15 protein-coding genes are annotated in these 19,005 nt (G+C 38.3%); 8 read left to right on the forward strand and 7 right to left on the reverse strand.

The genetic code is table 11. From position 1 onward, the window contains the following. Positions 1-93: 93 nt before the first annotated feature. Complete coding sequence (gene mrcB / locus ACWPWK_RS14205; RefSeq protein WP_109371560.1) at positions 94-2,400, forward strand: bifunctional glycosyl transferase/transpeptidase; 2,307 nt, start codon at positions 94-96, stop codon at positions 2,398-2,400. 60 nt (positions 2,401-2,460) lie between these two features. Here the strand turns inward: mrcB and ACWPWK_RS14210 are convergent, their stop codons facing one another. The 4 genes from ACWPWK_RS14210 to hemL form a co-directional block, all read right to left on the reverse strand. Next, positions 2,461-3,483 carry a type II toxin-antitoxin system HipA family toxin gene (locus tag ACWPWK_RS14210; protein WP_109371558.1) on the reverse strand — a complete coding sequence of 341 codons (1,023 nt, stop codon included), beginning with the start codon at positions 3,481-3,483 and terminating at the stop codon, positions 2,461-2,463. Beyond that, positions 3,480-3,791 (reverse strand): HipA N-terminal domain-containing protein, encoded by a 312-nt coding sequence (locus ACWPWK_RS14215; RefSeq protein WP_109371556.1) that lies wholly within the window; start codon positions 3,789-3,791, stop codon positions 3,480-3,482. Before ACWPWK_RS14215 ends, ACWPWK_RS14210 begins: the two co-directional genes overlap by 4 nt. Beyond that, entirely contained in the window at positions 3,776-4,126 is a 351-nt protein-coding gene (locus ACWPWK_RS14220; protein ID WP_109371554.1) for a transcriptional regulator, read from the reverse strand. The genes ACWPWK_RS14215 and ACWPWK_RS14220 overlap by 16 nt, the downstream gene beginning before the upstream one ends. 382 nt (positions 4,127-4,508) lie before the next feature. After that, positions 4,509-5,795 carry a glutamate-1-semialdehyde 2,1-aminomutase gene (gene hemL / locus ACWPWK_RS14225; protein WP_109371552.1) on the reverse strand — a complete coding sequence of 429 codons (1,287 nt, stop codon included), beginning with the start codon at positions 5,793-5,795 and terminating at the stop codon, positions 4,509-4,511. Between the two features lie 276 nt (positions 5,796-6,071). On the opposite strand from hemL, the gene erpA reads away from it, so the two are divergent. Further along, entirely contained in the window at positions 6,072-6,416 is a 345-nt protein-coding gene (gene erpA / locus ACWPWK_RS14230; RefSeq protein ID WP_006534944.1) for an iron-sulfur cluster insertion protein ErpA, read from the forward strand. A 268-nt stretch (positions 6,417-6,684) separates the two neighbouring features. On the opposite strand, the gene btuF is transcribed toward erpA, so the two are convergent. Both btuF and mtnN read right to left on the reverse strand, forming a co-directional pair. After that, entirely contained in the window at positions 6,685-7,512 is an 828-nt protein-coding gene (btuF, locus tag ACWPWK_RS14235) for a vitamin B12 ABC transporter substrate-binding protein BtuF (protein ID WP_109371550.1), read from the reverse strand. Between the two features lie 104 nt (positions 7,513-7,616). Next, complete coding sequence (mtnN, locus tag ACWPWK_RS14240) at positions 7,617-8,312, reverse strand: 5'-methylthioadenosine/S-adenosylhomocysteine nucleosidase (RefSeq protein ID WP_109371548.1); 696 nt, start codon at positions 8,310-8,312, stop codon at positions 7,617-7,619. A 127-nt stretch (positions 8,313-8,439) separates the two neighbouring features. Between mtnN and dgt the strand changes: the two genes are divergently transcribed. From dgt to ACWPWK_RS14260, 4 genes are all read left to right on the forward strand, one after another. Next, the gene (gene dgt, locus ACWPWK_RS14245; RefSeq protein WP_109371546.1) at positions 8,440-9,948 is read left to right on the forward strand and encodes a dGTPase; all 1,509 of its coding nucleotides are present in this window, start codon (positions 8,440-8,442) and stop codon (positions 9,946-9,948) included. Positions 9,949-10,336: 388 nt separating this feature from the next. After that, on the forward strand, positions 10,337-11,662 hold the full coding sequence (gene rlmD / locus ACWPWK_RS14250) for a 23S rRNA (uracil(1939)-C(5))-methyltransferase RlmD (RefSeq protein ID WP_109371544.1): 1,326 nt from the start codon (positions 10,337-10,339) through the stop codon (positions 11,660-11,662). A 55-nt stretch (positions 11,663-11,717) separates the two neighbouring features. Beyond that, entirely contained in the window at positions 11,718-13,955 is a 2,238-nt protein-coding gene (relA, locus tag ACWPWK_RS14255) for a GTP diphosphokinase (RefSeq protein ID WP_109371542.1), read from the forward strand. 149 nt (positions 13,956-14,104) lie between these two features. Beyond that, positions 14,105-14,443, forward strand: coding sequence for a colicin E1 family microcin immunity protein (locus tag ACWPWK_RS14260; RefSeq protein WP_109371540.1), 339 nt, complete (start codon positions 14,105-14,107; stop codon positions 14,441-14,443). A 23-nt stretch (positions 14,444-14,466) separates the two neighbouring features. Here ACWPWK_RS14260 and ACWPWK_RS14265 read toward each other — a convergent pair whose 3' ends face one another. After that, a complete protein-coding gene (locus tag ACWPWK_RS14265; RefSeq protein ID WP_244185003.1) occupies positions 14,467-15,741 on the reverse strand; it encodes a colicin-like pore-forming protein in 1,275 nt (424 codons plus the stop codon). 273 nt (positions 15,742-16,014) lie between these two features. On the opposite strand from ACWPWK_RS14265, the gene mazG reads away from it, so the two are divergent. Then, positions 16,015-16,812, forward strand: coding sequence for a nucleoside triphosphate pyrophosphohydrolase (gene mazG, locus ACWPWK_RS14270; protein ID WP_109371538.1), 798 nt, complete (start codon positions 16,015-16,017; stop codon positions 16,810-16,812). A 511-nt stretch (positions 16,813-17,323) separates the two neighbouring features. After that, positions 17,324-18,961, forward strand: a complete 1,638-nt coding sequence (gene pyrG / locus ACWPWK_RS14275; RefSeq protein ID WP_109371536.1) for a glutamine hydrolyzing CTP synthase — start codon at positions 17,324-17,326, stop codon at positions 18,959-18,961. Positions 18,962-19,005 lie beyond the last annotated feature (44 nt).

Here is a 19,005-nt window from a genome sequence, read left to right on the forward strand (position 1 = left end):
TGAGAGCTTTCTTGTGGGATAACACAGAAAAATAGCGACAATGTTAGGCTTCTTTATCCCGTGATAAAGGGGTTTTAATGAGAGATACAGTTCATGAGTAGAAAGAAAAGACCAGCGAAACAAACCAAAAGAGGTCGTTCTTGGTTTTGGTTATTTGTCAAAATCGCCATTGTGGTTGCGGTTTTAATGGGCATTTATGGTGTTTATTTACATTCTCAAATCAAAGAGCGCCTTGATGGCAATGTTTGGGAATTACCTGCTGCGGTTTACGGACGTACCGTTAACTTAGAACCGGGCATGAATTATAGCCAAAAAGAGATGGTGAGCTTACTTGAGGGTATGCAATACCGCAATGTTAACAAAATCACACGTCCTGGCGAGTTTGTGGTAAGAGGCAACACCATTGAAATGTTGCGCCGACCATTTGATTTCCCTGATGGTCGTGAAGAGCAAATTTTAGCTAAATTAGCCTTTGAGCAAAATTCACTTGTTAGTATCACTAACATGGATAATCAGCGCCAATTTGGCTTTTTCCGTCTTGATCCTAAGCTGATTACCATGATGCAATCTGCAAATGGTGAGCAACGTTTATTCTTAGCGAGAGACAAATTTCCACAGTTATTAGTGGATACGTTAATTGCAACAGAAGATCGTCGCTTCTATGAGCATGACGGTATCAGCCTGTATTCTATTGGTCGTGCTGTATTAGCGAATTTTACTGCGGGTAAAGCGGTTCAAGGCGGTAGTACCTTAACGCAACAGTTAGTGAAAAACCTATTTTTGACTAACGAAAGAACGCTAAAAAGAAAGCTTAATGAAGCCTATATGGCAATCATTATGGATGCGAGTTATAGCAAAGATCGCATTTTAGAGCTGTATCTTAACGAAGTCTTTTTAGGGCAAAGTGGTGATGAACAGATCCGTGGTTTCCCATTAGCTAGCCTTTATTATTTTGGTCGTCCCGTTGATGAACTAAGCCTTGATCAGCAAGCGCTTTTAGTGGGTATGGTTAAAGGTGCATCAGCTTATAACCCTTGGCGTAATCCAAAAGCGGCGTTAGAGCGCCGTAATGTAGTGTTAAAATTACTGGAAACCCAAGAGATAATTGACCAAGAGCTTTATAATGTGCTTAGTGCGCGTCCTTTAGGAGTGAAGCCACGCAGTGAAGCGTTAACACCTCAACCTGCGTTTATGCAATTGGTTCGCCAAGAGTTACAAACAACCCTAGGCGATAAAGTAAAAGATTTATCGGGTACGAAAATCTTCACAACATTAGATCCTGTCTCGCAAGACGCGGCTGAAAAAGCGGTTGAAGTGGGTGTCGCTGATTTACGTAAAACACGTAAAATAGACGATCTTGAAGGGGCAATGGTGGTTGTTGACCGTTTAAGTGGTGAAGTTAGGGCGTTAGTAGGGGGCTCTCAACCACAATATGCGGGCTTTAACCGCGCATTATCAGCACGTCGTTCTATTGGCTCTCTGGCAAAACCTGCCACATATTTAACGGCATTAAGTGAGCCTGATCGTTTTCGTTTAAATACATGGCTTGCTGATGAACCTATTTCAGTGCCTATTCCGGGGAGTAAGCCTTGGCAACCCCGTAACTATGATCGCGGTTATAAAGGCAAATTAATGCTGGTGGATGCATTAGCAACCTCACGCAATATACCTACTGTAAATCTTGGTTTAGAAGTCGGATTAGATCGAGTAATTCAAACTTGGATTAACTTGGGCGCACCAGCGGAAAATCTGGAAAAAGTACCCGCGATGCTATTGGGTGCATTAAACTTAACACCAATGGAAGTAGCTCAAACCTTCCAAACAATTGGTAGTTTAGGTAATCGTGCAAAACTATCATCATTGCGCTCGGTTATTGCTCAAGATGGTACAGTGCTTTATCAAAGTTATCCTCAAGCGGAAACCACTGTTTCACCTCAAGCGGCTTATATGACGCTATTTGGTATGCAACAAGTGGTGAATTCAGGAACAGCATGGCGTGTATTAAAACCAAAATTTGGTAATTACAACCTTGCGGGTAAAACGGGTACCACTAACGATTTACGTGATAGTTGGTTTGCGGGGATTGACGGCAAAGAAGTGACGATTTCATGGATGGGTCGTGACAATAATGGTCCAACGAATTTAACGGGTTCAACAGGAGCATTATTGCTATATCGTAACTATTTAGAGAATCAGGCACCGTTGAAATTAAATCCACCAGCACCAGAAGATATCGCAGAGATGTCTGTTGATGCTCAAGGTAACTTTGCTTGTTATGGCGGTGGAGTGCGTACATTGCCAGTATGGACATCAAACCCAGATGGATTGTGTACGCCCGTTCAGCAAGATACCGATGAAAGTGGCGCGCCAAAGTGGTTACAAGATCTGTTTTCTGAGTAAGTCATCACGTAGGTTAGATCAAATCAAAACGGCACATAAGTGCCGCTTGTTTTTTTGTTGCTATAGCGTAGTTATTTTGAGTAAGTTTATTCTTCTAGCTACATAAGCTAAGACTAATTCTCTATGTTCTTCTGGCATATGGCTTTCATTATATGTATCAATAATGAGTTGGTGACTATTTATAATATCGCCTAGCCATTTTTGAGCAAGTTTAAGGTTAATATCAATATGTTCCGCCAGTAGAATGAAATCAAAACCAATATACTCACCATATTTTGAATTTAATCCTGGAGCTGTGTCTATATCGTTTTCTTCTAATGCAAGTAATGGGAGTGCAAGATATTCTGTAAAAGCTGAAGGATAAGGGACAACACTGACAAAATCATAAACTGGCGCTAGTGATGGAGGCGCGTTATCAGGTAAAATGATACCCATATTTCTTAAGTGGTAATCATTGTTTCCTAAAACATAGGCATAAACGATACGCAGAAAGATATCTCGTTTACTTTTAAGACTATTATTTACATTGGTGATTAAATATTTTGCAGCAGATTCATAGCTAACAGCCTTTTTGCCCTCAGAAAGCCCATATTTATCATTTATTCCCATCGAACCATCTAATTGTTCTTGATGCAATCGAACTGCATCAGAACCAATACGATCATATCGCTTAATAACAAAAGCAAATTCTTCTGGCTTTCCATCTTCTTGTTTAAAACGAAAAAGACCAAATGGTGGAATACTAAATTTTAGTCGTTGCATTACCATCATGGTCGCATGTTCATTTTCAGCGAGATAAGGATATTCTTCAGGTGAAGGTTTGAGGATATAAGTACCGTTATTATTAATGACTTGTAGAATGTTATCTTTTACATATAGTGAGAGTTTTGGCTGATAACCTGAAATGCTCATCCCTTTTTGGCGTTCAGGTAATTCTTGAATGAATTGACTACGTGTAAAGGGTAAATTCAGGATCATATCTTTATTGCTAAAAAGAGATTTTATTCCGAGCAGAGAATAGCCTGAGTCTAATTCCGACCCCTGTAATTTGTTTAGATTGATTAAACAATGTTGTAAATTCATAAAGTTATCTCTTTAAGTACAACAGCCCCTAATAAGTCATTACCATTTTTCATTAATAGACCAAACAAATCTTTATCATCAATTTTTTGAATTTCAGAGTAACGTTTACGTAACCATCCTTCTGGTGCTAGCCCTTTAAAAAAAGGGTGTAATTCTTCACTCCAATAATGCTCTGTTCTAACAGGCATACTTAAAGATATTGCTCTGCCTGTGTAGTTATCATAATAGTGAAAAATAAACCCATTTTCTTCTTCACTTAAAACACCAGCAGGCTTTTCATAAAGCCAGACTTCTATTTTTCGAGGCATAATTTAAATCCAAGTTCTTTCAATAAAGAATGAAGATTAATCGTTTTTGCCATTAATGGCTTGGCAACTATTCGTTTAAAAGTGGCTATAGATACATCAATTTGCATAGCCATCTCTTCATAGGTAATGCCTTGCTTTTTTAGCTCTAAGGTAATGATTTTTTTAATCTCATGCTCTTCTAGTGCAAATAGATTAAGTGATTTTTCAGGGTTGCATATCTCATTGAAATAACGATAGTTATTTGATTTTTGCTTAGAGTTTAATTCTAAGAATAGCCTTGTTTTTTCTTCAGCTGATAAATCATCGATTGTCTTCAAAATTTTATTAAGGCTCATTTTTGATACTTTTTCCTATTTTGATTGTGACGAGAGCATATATTTTCTCTAAAAAATAAGCAAAGTATCAAATATGATACTTTAAGTCGTATTTTAAAGCCACCATGGCAATAAATGATTAAATTTAACACGAAAGTATCAAATATGACGCTTCGATTTGTGTTTTAAAGTCATTATGGCAACAATGGGTTGAATTTAATTCAAAGATGTCAAAAATGATACTTCTATTGATATTGGATAGGAAAAAGAAATCATAACCGCCCGTAAAACGGGTGGTTATGATTTAAGACGCTGACGCGACTTAAACTGGCTAAAGCCAATAATAAAAAGCCAGTCACTTCACAATTGTGAACTAACTGGCTTTTATAAAGGGATATTTAAACTAGCCTTTCATTTTTCCAAAAGCATATTCCGCCGCATCAATAGTGCGTTGAATATCTTCTTTTGTATGAGCGATAGACATAAAGCCCGCTTCAAATGCAGAAGGCGCAAGGTAGACGCGTTTTTCCAGCATTAAGTGGAAGAATTGTTTAAAGCGCTCGACATCACAATTCATCACATCTTGGTAGCAAGTGACTTCTTTCGCATCAGTAAAGAATAGACCAAACATACCACCAACATGGTTGATAACCATTGGAATGCCTGCTTGTTGAGCTTTCTCAAGTAAACCGTCAGCTAGCATCGTTGTTAGCTCATCTAATGTTTGATGAACACCTGGCTGTGAAACTTCGTGTAAACACGCTAGACCCGCTGCCATTGCAATAGGGTTGCCTGATAAGGTTCCTGCTTGATAAACAGGGCCAATTGGCGCGAGTTTAGACATTACATCCATATGTCCGCCAAAAGCACCCACTGGCATACCTCCACCGATGATTTTACCAAGGCACGTTAAGTCAGGATCAACATCGTAATAGGCTTGTGCGCCACCTAATGCCACGCGAAAGCCTGTCATAACTTCATCAATAATCAGTAAAGCACCAAACTCATCACATAACGCACGTAAACCTGGTAAGAAGTCCGCTTTAGGTGGTACACAGTTCATATTGCCAGCAACGGGCTCCACGATGATACAAGCGACTTCTTCAGGATAGTTTTCAAATGCTTGGCGTACAGAGTTTAAGTCGTTGTAAGTGCAAGTTAAGGTGTGTTTGACAAAATCAGCAGGTACACCTGGTGAATTAGGTTGTCCCATCGTTAATGCGCCAGAGCCTGCTTTTACTAATAAGCAGTCAGCGTGACCGTGATAGCAACCTTCGAATTTGATGATTTTGTCACGTCCAGTATAGCCACGAGCAAGGCGAATGGCGCTCATTGTTGCTTCTGTGCCCGAGTTCACCATACGAACCATGTCCATTGATGGCACAAGTTCAGTGACTAGGTTTGCCATTTCAACTTCAGCGGCTGTTGGGGCACCAAAGCTTAAACCTTTTTGTACCGCATCAGTCACTGCATCACGAATAGCAGGGTGGTTGTGTCCTAATACCATCGGTCCCCATGAGCCAACATAGTCAAGGTAAGCGCGTCCGTCGGCATCATAAATATACGCACCATTAGCACGTTCAATAAAAAGAGGGGTTCCACCTACACCGTTAAATGCTCTAACAGGTGAGTTGACACCGCCGGGGATCACTTGTTGTGCGAGATTATAAAGCGTTTCAGACTTGCTCATGTCAGACTCCTAATGATGGGTGAGCGTAAGATTAAGGCGTATTCTAAAGCACCGCGCAGATGAAGCCAAATACACGGCAACAAGATTTTGATTTATCACTGTTATTGTGAGTACGTGATTTATCTTAAAAAGTGATAGGTAGCAAAAAGTGTATTTTGTCCACAACAAACTTGAAGGTTATGAGCAGGTATTAGATAATCATCACATTATATCAGCAAGAAAGATAAATTTTTGCTGGCTGTTTTTTTTGCTGGAATACCCAGTCTGGAGTGAACAATGAGTGATGATATGGCTCTGCCGTTACAATTTACTGACGCGGCTGCAAATAAAGTAAAAGATCTGATTGCAGATGAAGAAAATCCAAATCTGCGTTTACGTGTTTATATCACGGGCGGCGGTTGTAGCGGATTCCAGTATGGTTTTACCTTTGATGATGCAATGAACGAAGGCGATATGACCATAGAAAAACAAGGTGTTGCCTTAGTGGTTGATCCTATGAGCTTGCAGTATTTAGTGGGCGGTTGTGTGGATTATACCGAAGGGTTAGAGGGGTCGCGTTTCATTGTAACTAATCCTAATGCTAAGAGTACCTGTGGTTGCGGCTCTTCTTTCAGTATCTGATCCTTCTTTGGCGTCGTGGCTGTGCAGTAGTGCTGTGGCGTTATAGCACCGCTCGTAATGCTTTGTGCTGTTTATCTTCTTTGGCGTCGTGGCTGTGCAGTAGTGCCACGGCGTTAGAGCAGTGCTCGTAATGCTCACATACTAATGTATGCTCCGCTTACTGCGCGCTGTCTGCCTTGTTGCACTGCTTGCTTGCTCACGACTTTTGTCTGTCGGTTAAAATTTTTTTCTCTTCTTTATTCTTTCTGAGCTTATTTCATAAAATCACTCATTCATTATTAGCGATGGCTTCGCAGATTTGCTGTGCTGCATTAATAATACGTGGTGAAGAGCGACTAAAACTGTCTTCATCAATAGCAATAACTGGAACAGTAAGCTGGGGTTGCCAAAATGTTTGTACGGTAGGTATTTGCTCTGCTTTACCACTGAATATAATCAAATCAGGTCGCTTTGTAAGTACTTGCTCACGACTTACTTGAGGCCAAGTGACAGGGCTATTAGCAAAGATATTCTCCCCACCGCAAAGCGCTGTAATATGGCTCTGTAATGTGCGAGCTGATGTCGTAAATAAAGGTTGCATCCCAAACTGAATAAACACCTTTTTTTTAGGGTGATTCGATATATTTGATACATATTTTTGCTGTAACGCTCGATATTGCTGGCGCAATTGTTGGGCATTTTTTAATGCTATATCAGGATGATGGCTATAATTGGAAAGAGTAACGAGATCGTCTGCGATTTCTTCAATACTTTGTGGATCAGAATAAATGATAGAAATACCCAAAGCTTTTAATTGATCTAATGAACGTTGTGGATTACCGCCTTGCCATGCAATCACTAAATCAGGCTTTAATAATAGAATGCGCTCTATATTAATACCTTGCCAATTGGCAACTTGTTCAATATTTTTAGCATCCTCTGGATAATCAGAGTAAGCACTAACTCCGACAATATTATCACCCATACCTGCGGCATAAGCCATTTCAGTGGCAGATGGTGATAGTGTAATAACACGATCAGCAGGCGTGATAGCAATGGCGAACTTGAACCAAAATAATGAACAGAGTAATAACCAAAAATTGATAAATAAACGCATTACTTTTCCAATAGTAAAAAATACCCACCTATTTTTTATCTTAGAATAAGTAAAAAATAAAGGCGGGGTATTGATAAAGCGATATTAGGATTATCTCGACTTAATTAGTCTTTTAATTTATCCAACATCGCTGTCACCATTAAGCTTGATTGTTCTGCAGCAACAGATAAAAACTCATCAAAACTTAAGTGCGATTCTTTATCTGCTACATCAGAAATAGCACGAACCACAACAAATGGTGTACCAAACTGATGGCAAACATGGCCAATCGCGGTCGATTCCATTTCTACGGCTGCAACATCTGGGAATGTGCGACGAATACGGGCTAAAGGTTCAGCGCCATTAATAAAGGCATCACCACTACAAATTAAACCGCGAACAGCATTTAATTTTAGCGATTCAATACATTCTTCTGCTATTTGAACAAGTTTGGGTTCAGCAATAAAAGCAGGAGGACATTGTGCCATTTGACCAGGTTCATAACCAAACGCAGTAACATCTGCATCGTGATAGCGAACTTCCGTTGAAACAACGATATCACCAACATTCAATCTTGAGTCTAAGCCACCCGCAGAGCCAGTATTGATAACGACATCAGGACGAAAATGCTCAAGTAATAATGTTGTACCAATCGCCGCTGCAACTTTACCAATACCTGATTTTAATAATGCAACATCAACACCGTTGATTGTGCCTGTATAGATTTCACAGCCGCCACGAGATAAGATTTGGCAATCTTCAATTTTCTCACGCAGAAGTGTGACTTCTTGCTCCATTGCACCTATTACGCCAACTCTCATTGTGTCATACTCACTTGTAGGTTAATAATAAATAGAAATTTAAATAGAGTTTAACATCTATCGGAAAAACACGATATAACACAAAGAATAGAGAATTCGTTTCATCGAAACCAGAAAGAGGACAGAAATGATCGATTTTAAGCTGAAGTTAAATTATCAACGCAAATATAACAGCAGTGATATCGATATTAACGATGAAATACAGGTTTCTCGTCAATTTGAAAGTGATCGTGGACGTATTATTAACTCAGCCGCTATTCGTCGTTTACAACAAAAAACGCAAGTATTTCCCCTAGAGCAAAATTCTGCTGTACGTAGCCGTCTTACTCATTCTCTTGAAGTTCAACAAATTGGGCGTTATATCGCTAAACAGATTATTGGCGAATTAAAGAAACAAAATAAGCTTGAAGAATATGGTTTAAGTGATCGTATTGATAGTTTAGAAAGCTTAATTGAGATGGCGTGCTTAATGCATGATATTGGTAACCCGCCTTTTGGACATTTTGGTGAAGCCGCGATTAAGCATTGGTTTCAAAAAGTATTATCACCAGAGGCGACAGCCGAATTCGATAGTTGTCCTTTTATTCCTATGCAGTATTCAGCTAAAGTGCAATTAAATGAATTGCGACAAACTTTACGCCAAGATTTATGTCAATTTGAAGGGAATGCTCAAGCTATTCGAATGGCGCATCATCTGCTTAAATTGAATTTAACCTATGCTCAAATAGGTTGTGTATTGAAATATACCCGTCCTGCTTATTGGCAAGGGGAAGTGCCTAAAGAATATAGCTATTTAATGAAAAAACCGGGGTATTACTGGTCTGAATTAGCATTCGTAAAAGAAGTGCAAGAAAAATTAGATATGGGTGAATTTTGTCGCTTTCCTCTCACTTATATTATGGAAGCGGCTGACGATATCTCTTATTGTATTGCGGATTTAGATGATGCGGTAGAAAAGGGGATTTTTGATATCAACCGCCTTGTTCACCTTTTACGAGATGCATGGCGTGAAAATGGTGATGTGATTGAAGGTGATTTATTCGATATTACTGTGAATCGTGCTTATAAAAAAGTCGATCAAAATGAAGCCAAACGCAGTATGCAAGACCAGTTTTTTATGTATTTACGAGTTTATATTACTGGAAAATTAGTGCCTTATACGGCGTACCGTTTTATAAAAAACCTTCCCCAAGTTTATGAAGGGAGCTTTAATCATGCCTTGCTTGAAGGAAATAGTGCGGAACATCGTTTATTAACGACATTAAAAAGTGTCGCTAAAAAATGGGTATTTAGCCATCCTGAAGTTGAAGAGCTTGAAATGAAAGGATATCGCGTGATCAGTGGATTACTTGATATCTATAAGCCCTTGCTTTTATTATCAACGGAAGATTTTTTAAGATTGCATAAATATAATGAACATCCTAAATATGTAATTGAGACGCGTTTATATCATAAGCTTTCTGTTAAGCATAAACTGGCTTATAACGAGATGTTAGAAAAGCTAGATGATATAAATTCTGAAAAAGGAAAAATGTTAGAGTTTTATTATCGCACAAGATTAATTCAAGATTATATCAGTGGAATGACCGATCATTATGCTTATGAAGAATATAGGAAATTAATGGTTTGTGATTAATTTATAATCATTAAGAGAAACGCTATCTAATTGATTGGTGATGATTTTTAGACTTTTCTTAGTGATAATAAAGATTTATTAAAATAACAGAAAATAGATGTTATTAATTGTAAATATATTCAATATAAAAGTTATATATAATATTTGTTAGTTATAGAACAATATAAAATCCATAAAACAAGTATCTTAGGTTGTGATCATTAAAAGTTTCTCATTTTAACAAAAATATTGCTTATATCAGTTAAGTAAATAACTTGTTCGATGTTATACTCTCCCCATGTTTTCTTCTGAAATGCATAGTCATTCATGTAACGCTGAAAAACATACAGCGTATTCTAAAACGATGTCATTTTACTGTTAATCCGTCATTGATACTTAATTTAATACTATGGTGCAGTTTTATTCCCCTAAAAAACGTCCTGTGAAAAAACAGGCAACAACTCTGGAAGTGACCGCCAGTGCATTGGATGCAAATGGTCAAGGTATTGCTCATGCTGAGGGCAAAACGATTTTTGTAAAAGGACTACTCCCACAAGAAACTGCTCGTATTCGTTTAACAGAAGAAAAGCGCCAGTTTGCTAAAGGCGAGGTTATTAAGCGTTTGACTACCAGCGAACAGCGTATAGCGCCTCATTGTGAATATTATGAGCGTTGTGGTGGTTGTCAGCAGCAGCATGTACCTATTGCGCTACAACGTACAACAAAAGCAGGTGTGTTATCGCACCTTATTAAGCGTGAAACGGGTGTGATTATTTCAGCCGAGCCTGTGATTGCGGGAGCTGAATATGGCTATCGCCGTAGAGCAAGATTGGGATTACGTTATCAACCAGAAAAAGGGTTGGTGATGGGCTTTCGCCAAGAGCGCTCTAATGATTTGGTCATGATAAAAAAATGCCCAGTATTAAAGCCACAGCTAAATGATTTATTGTCTCCTCTTTGGACATGCCTTAAAAATTTAACATCAGTATGTGATTTAGGGCATGTTGAAATGGTGCTCGCTGATAATGGGCCGCTGGTTATTTTACGCCATCTATCGCCATTGCCTGAGAGTGATAAACAGAGTTTGCGTGATTTCTCTCAAACTCATCAAGTTACGATGTATCTTGCAGGTAATAATAGCGAGATAGCACGATTAACTTCAATTGAGAAGGAACCCTTCTATCAAATAGAAGGTCTTAATTTACGTTTTGCACCCACTGATTTTATTCAAGTGAATGATGAAATAAATCCTAAGATGGTTGCTCAGGCTATTGAGTGGCTTGATTTATCGCCAGAAGATCGCGTGTTAGATCTGTTTTGTGGTATGGGGAATTTTACCTTACCTATCGCAAAACGCGTCAGTGAAGTGGTGGGTATAGAAGGTGTGCCCGCACTGGTTGACATGGCGAAAAAAAATGCAGAACTAAACCAATTAGGTAATGCGCATTTTTGGCATGCAGATTTATCGGCTGATTTTTCTGCGATGCCGTGGTCGAAAGAAGGGTTTAACAAAGTATTGTTAGATCCTGCAAGAGCAGGGGCTTTGGAGGTAATGTCACATATTGTGAAGTTATCCGCAGAAAAAATCGTGTATGTCTCCTGTAATCCGACCACGTTAGCCAGAGATAGTAAGATATTATTAGATTCTGGATATCAGCTTATCGGTTTAAAAATGTTGGATATGTTTCCACAAACGGGTCATCTGGAATCAATGGCACTGTTTAGTCGAAAATAAACAGTTAGCCAGTAAATAAGTCGCAAATAAGATTTATACCGTGTAGGGAGAGAATATGGTTGCAGTAAGAAGTGCTCACTTAACACCTGCAGGAGAGTTTGCTGTTGATAAATGGGTCAATAGCTTGAACTTAACCCATGTCAATGCGGGTAGTGAAATCATGCAAACCTGGGAATACTGCCATCGTACTGTTCAAGGGCGTGAAGATGCCGAACTGCTATTGTGGCGTGGTGTTGAAATGGTTGAGCTTCTTTCGACATTAAGCATGGACAAAGACAGCATGAGGGCAGCGCTTCTTTTCCCACTTGCTGAAGAAAATCTTATTGATCAGGAAATCATTACTGAACATTTTGGTGATGCGATTTGGAGCTTAGTACGTGGTGTAATGGAAATGGACGCCATACGCCAGTTAAAAGCAACGCATACCAATGAAACAAGTTCTGTTCAGGTGGATAATGTTCGCCGTATGTTGTTGTCTATGGTGGAAGATTTCCGTTGTGTGGTCATCAAACTTTCAGAGCGTATTGCCCATTTACGAGAAGTGAAAGATGCCACAGAAGATGAGCGCGTACTGGCTGCAAAAGAGTGTTTTAATATTTATGCACCATTAGCCAACCGATTGGGTATTGGGCAATTAAAATGGGAATTAGAAGATTTCTGTTTCCGTTATCTTCATCCTGATGAATACAAAAAAATAGCCAGCTTGCTTCATGAGCGTCGTATCGACCGCGAACAGTATATTGATAATTTTGTCAGTACAGTACGCGGTTATATGAAAGAAGAGAATGTTGATGTAGATATTTATGGTCGTCCCAAACATATCTATAGTATCTGGCGCAAAATGAAGAAAAAGAATCTTGCATTTGATGAGCTGTTTGATGTGAGAGCGGTGCGTATAGTTGTAGAACGTCTTCAAGATTGTTATGCCGCATTAGGTATTGTGCATACTCATTTCCGCCATTTACCAGATGAATTTGATGATTACGTTGCAAATCCAAAGCCAAATGGTTACCAATCTATTCATACCGTTGTTTTAGGGCCTGAAGGTAAAACGGTTGAAATTCAAATTCGTACTCGACAAATGCATGAAGATGCTGAATTGGGTGTGGCTGCGCACTGGAAATATAAAGAAGGTGCAACAGGCGCTGCGACGAAAGGTGGTACAGGCAGCTATGAAAACCGCATTGCATGGTTACGTAAACTGATTGCATGGCAAGAAGAGATGGCGGATTCTGGCGAAATGCTGGATGAAGTTCGTAGCCAAGTCTTTGATGACAGGGTTTATGTGTTTACGCCAAAAGGTGATGTGGTTGATTTACCTGCGGGTTCTACACCGCTTGATTTTGCATATCATATTCACAGTGATGTGGGGCACCGTTGCATTGGGGCAAAAATTGGCGGACGTATTGTGCCATTTAGCTATCAATTACAGATGGGCGACCAGATTGAAGTTATTACGCAAAAACACCCAAATCCAAGTCGCGATTGGTTAAATCCTAACTTAGGTTATGTCACGACAAGCCGTGGACGGGCGAAAATTCACAATTGGTTCCGTAAGCAAGATCGCGATAAAAATATTCTTGCGGGGCGTCAGATCTTAGATAACGAATTGGCGCATATGGATATCAATATGAAAGAAGCAGAAAAACTGCTGATCGCACGTTATAACGTTCATAGTGTTGATGAAGTATTAGCAGGTATTGGTGTCGGTGATATTCGAATCAATCAGTTGGTAAACTTTATTCAAAGTCGATTGAATAAAGCCACCGCGGAAGATGAAGATAAAGAAGCACTGCGGACACTCGAAAACAAAACGCCAGCACCAAGAACCACTGGTTCGGGTGGAAGTATTGTTGTCGAAGGTGTAGGTAACTTAATGCACCATATTGCACGTTGTTGCCAGCCTATTCCGGGTGACAATATTGTCGGCTTTATTACTAAAGGTCGTGGTATTTCGATTCACCGTGCTGACTGTGAGCAACTTGCTGAATTACTTTCTCATGCACCAGAGCGTATTGTTGATGCGGTATGGGGAGAGAATTATTCCAGTGGTTATTCATTGGTAGTACGTGTTGTAGCGAATGATCGTAGTGGGTTATTACGCGATATAACGACAATTTTAGCGAATGAAAAAGTAAACGTACTGGGTGTGAGTAGCCGTAGTGATGTGAAGCAACAAATTGCGACAATTGATATGAATATTGAGATTTATAATCTCCAAGTATTAGGTCGTATTTTGGCAAAACTTAATCAGTTGCCTGATGTGATAGAGGCGAAACGCTTTTCTCACTAAAAGATGAAAATGATAAGATGCCGAGACAACTGTTCTCGGCATTTTTTTATCTAAAAATCAGAAAATTTGTATATTTAGTTAGTAATTTAATTGCTAGGATTTATTTAAAATAAATATGGTTTTAAATAAAAGGGATCTAACGGATAACGATGAAAATAACTAAAAAATACTATATTAATAATATGTGTTGGGGATGGTTTATTGGCGCTCTATTTTTATACTCTTGCTTAGAGTATGAGTTGAAGTATGAAAGTCTAATATTGTTAATTAGTATTTCTGGTATTGGATTATATCCGTTGGCTAAATGGGGGATTGAATATTTTTTTCTTCAATTTACTACTAGAGAATTTTGGAATCGAGGACTATTTTTAGATACAGCTGGTAAAGCTGGTGGTTTAGCTTTATATAGTTTCATCGTGTTTTTATTATCTATACCAATTACAATAATTTTTATATTATTTGTGTTAGTGAAAAGGTTGTTCCTCTAAATAAACAACCTTTAAAGTATTAATTAAATACCAATCAAATTATTGGCTTTTTCAATTAAGTCGTTATCAATCAATGCTCCAATACTTGCTATAAGCAATCCATATCCTAATACCCCTATGGGACCACCTAGAAGTACACTAAATGTAAATCCTGCTACAGATGTAGCCGCCATTCCTACAAATATAGTCTCTGCTTTAACAAAAAATGGACGCCAATTATCTGTTTCTGTTGCTTTTATTAACTCTATCGATAGATCTTTGACGTCAAGAGCTTTACTCACAAAAAACATACCTTTACTAAATTTTTTTAATTTTTGAGCAATATCATCGAGTTTGATCGATTCCAATGCAGTTGCAATAGCTTTACGATCTTTGGCATTAATTCTTCTATTGATATCCGCTTTGTATTTTTCGTAAGCTTTTAGCGCATCATCAACGTTACGGATGGTTTTTCCTCTGGCTTGTTGTGCTAAAGACTCCGCTAATTTCCTTGCTTTATCACCATAAGCATTAAACACTTCTTTATAAAAATCAGCAGTAAACTTTATTGAATCATGCAACGGCTTAAAATCATCGTTTGTTTGTTCTTTTTTATTTGCTTGTTGCGCTAAAATATCAGCAATTTGGAAATTACGACGTGTAAACGTCATATTCTTGTGGAAATTTTGGCATGCAGATTTAAAATCTTGTTCTCTGATATATTTTTGCATCTCAGGGAAATTATTTATATTGTCTGCACCTTTATCTGCATATAAGGCATGTAAAGCTAATCTAACTGAGGGTAACCAGCGGGAATATTCCCCAAATTTTTCACCTATATTTTGTAACATAGGGTCTGGATGAGGACTAAAATGAATATCAAAAAGAAAACCATTTATATAGTTCATTTTTTGGTAAAACATTCTACTTAGATTCAGGTCTGCTTCAAATATACGACCTATATTTTCATTATTTAATGGAATATTATTTTCTTCCATATTTAATAATAGCAATGGAGAACTTTCATTAAACTCGTTTGATCTATGCATTAAAGCACGGCCATAGGGTCGCATTCTTAATGCTTTTTTTAATGCTAATTCGGTTTTCTGTTTTAAGTAAGATTTACATTCATTTTTAAACTCAGGGCAATTTTTCTTTCCGCAAACAGGGCATTCTTGATTTTTATCCTGCATAAAAGTATTGCAAATTATATTTGTTGCTTGATTAAATGAGAAGTTATTATTAAACGCATATTCAGGAATATAACTGTTATGTGGTGTTATAGTGAGTGAACTAAATTGAATTACATTTAAACTCATTTTATTACTCCTTTGATAAACAGTTGTGTTTATAAATACGGATAAAAATGACGTATTTATATAGAGTTGAAAAATGGATTAGCTATAGTGAGGAGTATATTTGTAAATAATGAATTTATGGTTCTATTTAAAATGTTATTGTTCTTTCAAAAAAGTTATTTTTAAAATATAGGGCTTGAAATGATAAGATGCTGAGACAACTGTTCTCGGCATTTTTTTATCTAAAAATATGTTAAACAGGATAAAGCTAACTCTTATTTAAAAGGCAATGTGATGTCAGAAAATCGTGAAATCTTTCGTTTATTAGAAATTATGGCACAGCTACGTGATCCTAATACTGGATGTGAATGGGATAAAGTGCAGACTTTTGACACCATTGCACCTTATACATTAGAAGAAACCTATGAAGTATTAGATGCCATTACGCGCAAAGATTTTGCTGATTTAAAAGAAGAGTTAGGCGATTTACTTTATCAAGTCGTTTTTTATTCACGAATGGCACAAGAGCAAAATCTATTTGATTTTAATGATGTCTGCGAAGCCATTAGCAATAAATTAGAACGTCGCCATCCTCATATTTTTGTATCTGAAAGTGACAATAATTTCGCCACCGAAAAGCACCGTTGGGAAAAGCTCAAAGCTCAAGAGCGTGAAGCCAAAGCTCTATTTTCATTGTTAGATGATATCCCTGTGTCATTGCCCGCTTTAATGAAAGCTGAAAAAATCCAAAAACGATGTGCTTCTGTGGGATTCGATTGGAATGAACTAGAGCCTGTTTTAGGTAAAGTTTATGAAGAAATTGATGAAGTGATGGCTGAAGTGAAAAAAGAGCCTCAAGATGCCTCTCGAATTGAAGATGAGTTAGGCGATTTACTGTTTTCTGTGGTGAATTTATCACGCCATTTAAAACAAAAACCTGAACAAGCACTCAATCGAGCATGCAGAAAATTTGAACAACGCTTTCGTTTTGTTGAAAAAACGCTCTCAGAAGAAGGTATAGGCATAGAAAATGCCTCATTGGAAGAGATGGAGATCTGTTGGCAGAAAGCAAAAGGACAACAGGTTGAGTGAATTGTGACACGCAAATTAACGCCAGCGTGACATAAAGTGCGATAAAAATAGTCTATAACATCTCGTTTTTTCAGCGATTTTTATAAAAGATTTTAAAAAGCGAAATTATAAAAGGTAATTTCGTTTTTTTGTTTTTGGGTGATTTAAAATCTTGTAGTTACATTTTATTGCATTAAAAATGTGATTAACCTCAAAAAAATTAAAAGCATGATCATAAGCAAAAGATCTCGCTATAAACCTGCTACACTTAATACCGTGAAAAAAATAAAGCATCTCTTCTTTAAAAGTGATATCTTAGCTGAAAGGATTAAGCTAAAATGCTTGAGAAATATTTTCACGGGTTTAGTTAATTGAATTTTTACTGTTTTTTCGTGTTTAAACGGATAAGTGGCGTGATGAAAAAGAACTTTATACTACTAAGAATGTTTGTAGCGAAAATAAGGTTCGGGTATACTGTGTTCCCGTCCAGTTATATCCATCATCCTAATACACCTAAACTTTCAGGTTCAGCATGAAAACGAATTATATTTTTGTGACCGGCGGGGTCGTATCCTCTCTGGGTAAAGGCATTGCCGCAGCCTCTCTGGCGGCTATACTCGAAGCCCGTGGACTCAATGTCACCATGATGAAGTTGGATCCGTATATCAACGTCGATCCAGGTACTATGAGCCCAATTCAGCACGGGGAAGTCTTCGTCACTGACGATGGTGCTGAAACTGATCTCGACTTAGGGCACTATGAGCGCTTTATTCGCACGAAAATGACTCGTCGTAATAACTTCACGACAGGTCGCGTATACTCTGAAGTATTACGTAAAGAGCGCCGTGGTGACTATCTTGGGGCTACAATTCAAGTTATTCCTCATATCACTAATGAAATCAAAGAACGTATTATCCGTGGCGGTGAAGGTCATGATGTTGTTTTAGTTGAAGTCGGCGGGACAGTTGGTGATATCGAATCTTTACCATTCTTAGAAGCGATTCGCCAAATGGCAGCAGAAGTGGGTCGTGAGCACACATTCTACCTGCATTTAACTTTGGTGCCTTATTTAGCTGCTTCTGGTGAAGTGAAAACCAAACCAACTCAGCATTCTGTAAAAGAGTTACTGTCGATCGGTATCCAGCCTGATGCGTTGATTTGCCGTTCAGACCGCGTTATTCCTGCGAACGAACGTGCCAAAATTGCACTGTTCTGTAATGTGCCAGAAAAAGCGGTTATTTCATTAAAAGACGTCGATTCCATTTATAAAATCCCTGCACTATTGAAATCACAGGGATTAGATGATTATATCTGTAAACGATTCAGCTTAGATTGCCCAGTTGCAAATCTTGCAGAGTGGGAACAAGTTATTTACGAAGAAGCTAATCCTGAAGGCGAAGTGACCATTGGTATGGTGGGTAAATATGTCGAATTACCAGACGCCTATAAATCAGTGATTGAAGCGTTAAAACATGGCGGTTTCAAAAGCCGTGTTGCAGTAAATATCAAATTGATTGATGCACAAGATGTTGAAACCCGTGGCGCTGATATGCTTAAAGGGTTAGATGCAATCTTAGTACCAGGCGGTTTTGGTGAACGTGGCGTTGAAGGCAAAATTATGGCCGCTCAATTTGCCCGTGAAAATAAAATCCCTTACTTGGGCATTTGCTTAGGTATGCAGGTTGCTATGATTGAGTTTGCTCGTAATGTTGCCAATATGGCAGATGCGAACTCCACTGAATTTGCACCAGATTGTAAATATCCAGTCATTGCGTTAATCACAGAATGGCGTGATGAAGACGGTAATGTCGAAGTGCGTTCAGAAGACAGTGATTTAGGTGGCACGATGCGCCTTGGTGCTCAGCCTTGCCATTTAAGTGGTGATAGCTTAGTACGTACTCTGTATGGCAAAAACACCATTACAGAACGCCATCGTCACCGTTATGAAGTGAATAATCTGCTATTAAAACGTATCGAAGATGCGGGTTTACGTATCGCAGGTCGTTCAGTAGATAACAAGCTGGTGGAAATTATTGAAAATCCAAACCACCCTTGGTTTGTTGCTTGTCAGTTCCACCCAGAGTTTACCTCAACGCCGCGTGACGGCCATCCGTTATTTGCAGGCTTTGTGAAAGCAGCCTTTGATAACCAAAAAGGTCTGCTGAAATAGGATATATGAGAAGAGATAGGGTATCTCTTCTCGGAAATTTAACT

It is taken from the genome of Proteus sp. Marseille-Q3619 (assembly GCF_965283115.1).

Excerpts from the sequence above, each read along its gene's own strand:
- mrcB (WP_109371560.1), top strand. The coding sequence starts at position 94 with ATGAGTAGAAAGAAAAGACCAGCGAAACAAACCAAAAGAGGTCGTTCT.
- ACWPWK_RS14210 (WP_109371558.1), bottom strand. The coding sequence starts at position 3,483 with ATGAATTTACAACATTGTTTAATCAATCTAAACAAATTACAGGGGTCG.
- ACWPWK_RS14215 (WP_109371556.1), bottom strand. The coding sequence starts at position 3,791 with ATGCCTCGAAAAATAGAAGTCTGGCTTTATGAAAAGCCTGCTGGTGTT.
- ACWPWK_RS14220 (WP_109371554.1), bottom strand. The coding sequence starts at position 4,126 with ATGAGCCTTAATAAAATTTTGAAGACAATCGATGATTTATCAGCTGAA.
- hemL (WP_109371552.1), bottom strand. The coding sequence starts at position 5,795 with ATGAGCAAGTCTGAAACGCTTTATAATCTCGCACAACAAGTGATCCCC.
- erpA (WP_006534944.1), top strand. The coding sequence starts at position 6,072 with ATGAGTGATGATATGGCTCTGCCGTTACAATTTACTGACGCGGCTGCA.
- btuF (WP_109371550.1), bottom strand. The coding sequence starts at position 7,512 with ATGCGTTTATTTATCAATTTTTGGTTATTACTCTGTTCATTATTTTGG.
- mtnN (WP_109371548.1), bottom strand. The coding sequence starts at position 8,312 with ATGAGAGTTGGCGTAATAGGTGCAATGGAGCAAGAAGTCACACTTCTG.
- dgt (WP_109371546.1), top strand. The coding sequence starts at position 8,440 with ATGATCGATTTTAAGCTGAAGTTAAATTATCAACGCAAATATAACAGC.
- rlmD (WP_109371544.1), top strand. The coding sequence starts at position 10,337 with ATGGTGCAGTTTTATTCCCCTAAAAAACGTCCTGTGAAAAAACAGGCA.
- relA (WP_109371542.1), top strand. The coding sequence starts at position 11,718 with ATGGTTGCAGTAAGAAGTGCTCACTTAACACCTGCAGGAGAGTTTGCT.
- ACWPWK_RS14260 (WP_109371540.1), top strand. The coding sequence starts at position 14,105 with ATGAAAATAACTAAAAAATACTATATTAATAATATGTGTTGGGGATGG.
- ACWPWK_RS14265 (WP_244185003.1), bottom strand. The coding sequence starts at position 15,741 with ATGAGTTTAAATGTAATTCAATTTAGTTCACTCACTATAACACCACAT.
- mazG (WP_109371538.1), top strand. The coding sequence starts at position 16,015 with ATGTCAGAAAATCGTGAAATCTTTCGTTTATTAGAAATTATGGCACAG.
- pyrG (WP_109371536.1), top strand. The coding sequence starts at position 17,324 with ATGAAAACGAATTATATTTTTGTGACCGGCGGGGTCGTATCCTCTCTG.